The sequence below is a fragment of the Arthrobacter agilis genome (genome assembly GCF_006494655.1).
GTDB classification, from domain to species: Bacteria; Actinomycetota; Actinomycetes; order Actinomycetales; family Micrococcaceae; genus Arthrobacter_D; species Arthrobacter_D agilis.
Genome location: NZ_VHIM01000025.1, coordinates 1 through 856 on the forward strand (window position 1 = coordinate 1; position 856 = coordinate 856).

At 65.9% G+C, this 856-nt stretch carries 1 protein-coding gene; it reads right to left on the reverse strand.

Going from position 1 to position 856, the window contains the following annotated elements; genetic code table 11:
* Positions 1 to 856: fibronectin type III domain-containing protein (locus tag FJV46_RS15725; protein ID WP_193557398.1), on the reverse strand; the 856-nt coding region annotated here is incomplete at both ends.

An 856-nucleotide genomic window follows, 5' to 3' on the forward strand; every position in this document is an offset into this window, starting at 1 on the left:
AGGCCGGTCGGTGCGGGCGTCGATGTGGGGGCGGCGGCGGTGGTTTTGGCGGTGATGGCGGTGGAGTAGGGGCTGAGGCTGGCGGTTCCGTCGGCGGTGATGGCGGAGACCCGGAAGTAGTAGGTGGTGTTGGGGGTGAGTCCACGGATGTCAGCGGCGGTGGTGGTGTAGCGGTAGTAGGTGGCGCCGGACATGTCGGGCTTCGTGGAGAATTGGACGCGGTAGCGCGGTGCGTTGTTCCAGGCGTTCCAGGCCAGTTTGATACCGAACTCGCTCTGCTCGGTGAATTTCAGGCCGGTCGGTGCGGGCGTCGATGTGGGGGCGGCGGCGGTGGTTTTGGCGGTGATGGCGGTGGAGTAGGGGCTGAGGCTGGCGGTTCCGTCGGCGGTGATGGCGGAGACCCGGAAGTAGTAGGTGGTGTTGGGGGTGAGTCCACGGATGTCAGCGGCGGTGGTGGTGTAGCGGTAGTAGGTGGCGCCGGACATGTCGGGCTTCGTGGAGAACTGGACGCGGTAGCGCGGTGCGTTGTTCCAGGCGTTCCAGGCCAGTTTGATACCGAACTCGCTCTGCTCGGTGAATTTCAGGCCGGTCGGTGCGGGCGTCGATGTGGGGGCGGCGGCGGTGGTTTTGGCGGTGATGGCGGTGGAGTAGGGGCTGAGGCTGGCGGTTCCGTCGGCGGTGATGGCGGAGACCCGGAAGTAGTAGGTGGTGTTGGGGGTGAGTCCACGGATGTCAGCGGCGGTGGTGGTGTAGCGGTAGTAGGTGGCGCCGGACATGTCGGGCTTCGTGGAGAACTGGACGCGGTAGCGCGGTGCGTTGTTCCAGGCGTTCCAGGCCAGTTTGATACCGAACTCGC